Source organism: Mangrovibacter plantisponsor, assembly GCF_003182475.1.
Classification (GTDB): domain Bacteria; phylum Pseudomonadota; class Gammaproteobacteria; order Enterobacterales; family Enterobacteriaceae; genus Mangrovibacter; species Mangrovibacter plantisponsor.
The window spans coordinates 1-3,479 of the sequence record NZ_QGTS01000037.1 but is presented as its reverse complement, the minus strand read 5'-3'; the positions used below and the strand labels follow the sequence as shown (position 1 = coordinate 3,479).

General features: G+C 53.5%; 4 protein-coding genes. All 4 read right to left on the bottom strand.

Features of this window, described 5'->3' with window-relative positions:
- On the bottom strand, window positions 1–329 hold a 329-nt coding region (locus DES37_RS25245; RefSeq protein ID WP_211320581.1), incomplete at its 3' end, for a Rha family transcriptional regulator.
- Between the two features lie 14 nt (window positions 330–343).
- Entirely contained in the window at window positions 344–730 is a 387-nt protein-coding gene (locus DES37_RS25240; RefSeq protein ID WP_110028277.1) for a RusA family crossover junction endodeoxyribonuclease, read from the bottom strand.
- Complete coding sequence (locus DES37_RS25235; protein WP_110028276.1) at window positions 727–2,994, bottom strand: Dam family site-specific DNA-(adenine-N6)-methyltransferase; 2,268 nt, start codon at window positions 2,992–2,994, stop codon at window positions 727–729. Before DES37_RS25235 ends, DES37_RS25240 begins: the two co-directional genes overlap by 4 nt.
- Window positions 2,991–3,479, bottom strand: a 489-nt coding sequence (locus DES37_RS25230; protein WP_211320580.1) for a conserved phage C-terminal domain-containing protein, incomplete at its 5' end; no start/stop codon positions are given. The genes DES37_RS25235 and DES37_RS25230, both read right to left, overlap by 4 nt.

Genomic DNA, 3,479 nt, shown 5'->3' with positions numbered 1-3,479 from the left:
AGGGCCTCGGGGAGTGACTGTGGTACCGGCGATTTCTTTGCTTCTTCCAGCTCCAGCCAGCGATCAATAACCCGTTTACGCAGCACGACGTTGTAGCCGGACACCAGTGTCAGGCATAAATCACGCGGCAGGTGATAGCATGGATATGAGCGGCCACGGTCATCCCGGTAATCTCCCGAAAACTGGGGAGATTGAATTTCGAGCTGTAGCAACATATTGCGGATGTCAGCCATAACATGGTCATGTCGTTTCTCACACAGACCAGCAATTTCCAGACTGGACATGGCAGGGAAACCCGGATCACTAATAACGTTCATTAAACTGCTCATACGTTCTCCACTGTTCAGGCGGCTGCACCCGCCGGTTTATACAGACTTATCGTGATTTCAACTTTCCCGCCCTTCACTACCGGCCCCCACTCAATCAGCATCTTTTTAACCTGGCTGTCGTCTTCCCATACCCCGGCATGAGTCAGGGCATCGAACAGGGCCTTGTTGTAGTTATCCAGGTCACGGCGCTGGTTGTTCGGCGGAAACAAAACGATTTCAACCTCTGCCAGCTCGCTGGATGGTTTTGGCAAACGGCGTAACTGTTCGATGATGGCGGCACAGGCAGCACTCTGATATTTACGACCCTCAGCACTGACCAGGATACGGCCAGCCATCGGCCCTTTGTTCGGGGATCGCCAGTAGGCGTTAACACTGGGTGGGAATGGCAAAGTCAGTTTCATACGTCACCCCCAAGCACCGCGATCAGGTCTTTTGCTGTCTCCCGGGTACTGCCTTTACTGGATATTGAGCGCCGGCTGCTGACGTAATGCAGTGCACACCCATGCTGTTCGTAGAGTTCAATTATCCGCGGAGCGGTGGAGTTGGATATCACCACCCTGGCTCCGCGCTGGTACGCAGCCACGCACGATTCCACCAGCAACACCTGGTCATCCCAGGTAAAACCACCAGCAGAATAAGAAGTAAAACCAGCAGTTCCCGGTAACGGCTCATAGGGAGGGTCGCAATAGATAACATCCCCTTCGCCAGCGAGACTGACAGTCCGTCGAAAGTCAGCATTCAGGAACACACAGTTATGTGACTGCGCCACGAAAGCGGCGATCTCAGTTTCAGGGAAATAGGGCTTCGCGTATTTTCCCCAGCCCACATTGAACTGGCTGTCGCGGTTGTAACGCATAAGTCCGTTAAAACAGTGGCGGTTTAAATACAGAAAAGCAGCAGCCCGTTCAGGTCCGTCCATACGCTGCGCGTTAAATTCATCACGTAGCGAGGTATAACCATCAGCACTGTTCAGGTGCTCAAACATGGCGCGGGCATGAGTGATAACAGTTCCGGGATCCACGGCCAGCATCTGGTAAAGATTGATCAGGTCAGCATTAACATCCGCCAGCAGAAATTCTGCATGTTTGTCCGAATTCATGAAGACAGAGCCACCACCAACAAAAGGTTCTATCAGGCGAAGCCCTGCCGGGATGAGCCGGTACAGTTCAGGCAACATCGAATACTTGCCGCCCGCCCACTTCAGTACTGGACGTTGCCAGATACGTGGTTCAGGTTCTTTAGCAGGAAGAGCTGCCGCGATACGTTCACCAATCCAGCGCATCACCGGCACGGCCATTGAGTTACCAATCGCTTTGTAGCGTGGGCCATCCGGGCATTCATCAGCAGATTTTCCGCGCCAGGAGATCTGTGTGTGGTTGTCTGGAAATCCTTGCAGACGTTCACACTCTACAGGGGTGAGCCTGCGAACCTGCATTCCCCAGCCAATTGCACCAACCCCCATACCGGCCCGGCCGCCATTGGGAGTCAGTAATGCATTCGCGGTACCATCATTTCTAATTTCAACAGTAGAACCCTCATTACGCCCACGAATCGCAAGCGTGTACGGTTCGCTGATGATTGCATTTTCCTGCCCGTTATTACGGCCCAGCGTGTGTGCAAGCTCTCTGTTTGTATCAGGGTCCTGCGTACCATGAACAGCAAAGGTCTCTACTTCAAAATCAATGCGTTGTCCTCTGGCTGTCAGGCATGCTGCAACATCTATATTTCCGCGAGTATTACCACCACCGTAGGCGAGTATGTTAATTCCCCTGTCAGCACATGGGGATGAATCCCCTCGGGCTGTTAAGGTTCCCGCAAGTTCTTCACCATACTGGGTTTGTACGATTAGGTGTCCTGCTTGCGCCTGATTGTCGTCTGCGCCACAAGTTCCAACACCTCTTGCTGTAAGCGCGGCAACAGGAGTTAGCCCACCATTCAGATCGAAGTCTCCGAGTCCGCCACCTGCTGAAGTGCGAGATGTAATAGTTCCGGTAATTTCCTCCCCCTCGCCTCGGCTCGGCGCAATATCCCGGCGCATGCCTTCGAACTCAAAAAGTACTTTTGCCGGATCGAATCCTTTTCGAGCACTTGCGACAACGAACACACGGCGGCGGCGTTGGGCCACTCCGAAAAATTGAGCGTCGAGCACTCGCCAGGCGACAATGCGCGATGGTCCAAACACACAACCTGCGTTCGACCATTTACCCCCTGCTGGGTGCAGCTCGCTATCTTCTCCGGCAAGCCCTGCAAGAAAGCAGCCGAAGGCATTATCTTTGCTGCTGAGGACGCCCGGGACGTTTTCCCAGACGATGATGGCTTCTTCTTCTCCACGCTCACAGCGTTTGTCATCAATGGCATTTGCCAGCTCCACATATGAAAGAGTTAATTGTCCTCGGGCATCTGCAAGACCATTACGAAGGCCTGCAATACTGAATGCCTGACACGGTGTGCCGCCAACCATAATGTCTGGTGCTTCTACTGTTCCGGCGCGAACCGCCGAAGCAATTTTTGTCATATCACCAAGATTGGTAACCTCAGGCCAGCGGGCAGCCAGTACCGCTGACGGGAATTTTTCTATTTCAGCAAACCATGCAGCTTTCCAGCCAAGAGGTGCCCATGCAACTGTTGCAGCTTCAATACCACTGCATACTGATCCGTATCTCATGAGCGGAATCCCTCCGGAACCTGGCTGTAATCAGTACCGTCATAGCTGCCCTTGAAGGTGTCCACACGACCAGTCGGCGATATGGCACCCGGTATCTGCCATTTGCCGTTGATGCATGCCGGGCGCCCGGCTTCATCCCACTTCATGGCTTTCTGGTGGTACTCCTGGAAGTTCTCCGGGCCGAACAAGGTTTTGGGGCGCAGGTAGTCACACATTTTCGGGTCATCCAGCCATTTCGCTGTGGCGTAGTCCGTCACGCGGATCAGGTCTTCCGCCGTGAACATGTCCGCCAGGCGACCACGGATATACCCCATGGTGGTTTTGCCATCGCGATAACTGGATTTGGTTACCTGGTTGAAATGATCCAAAACGGCAGTGGCCGGATCATCAGGCGTGTTGTCGGGTTGCCCGGCAACCTGACAAGAAGGTTTTTTACCTGATGGATCAGTAGTTGAATTTACTGACGGATCCCCGCCAGATTCTGA

Bases quoted from the DNA above. Each gene is read 5' to 3' on its own strand.
- DES37_RS25240 (WP_110028277.1), bottom strand. From the start codon at position 730: ATGAAACTGACTTTGCCATTCCCACCCAGTGTTAACGCCTACTGGCGA.
- DES37_RS25235 (WP_110028276.1), bottom strand. From the start codon at position 2,994: ATGAGATACGGATCAGTATGCAGTGGTATTGAAGCTGCAACAGTTGCA.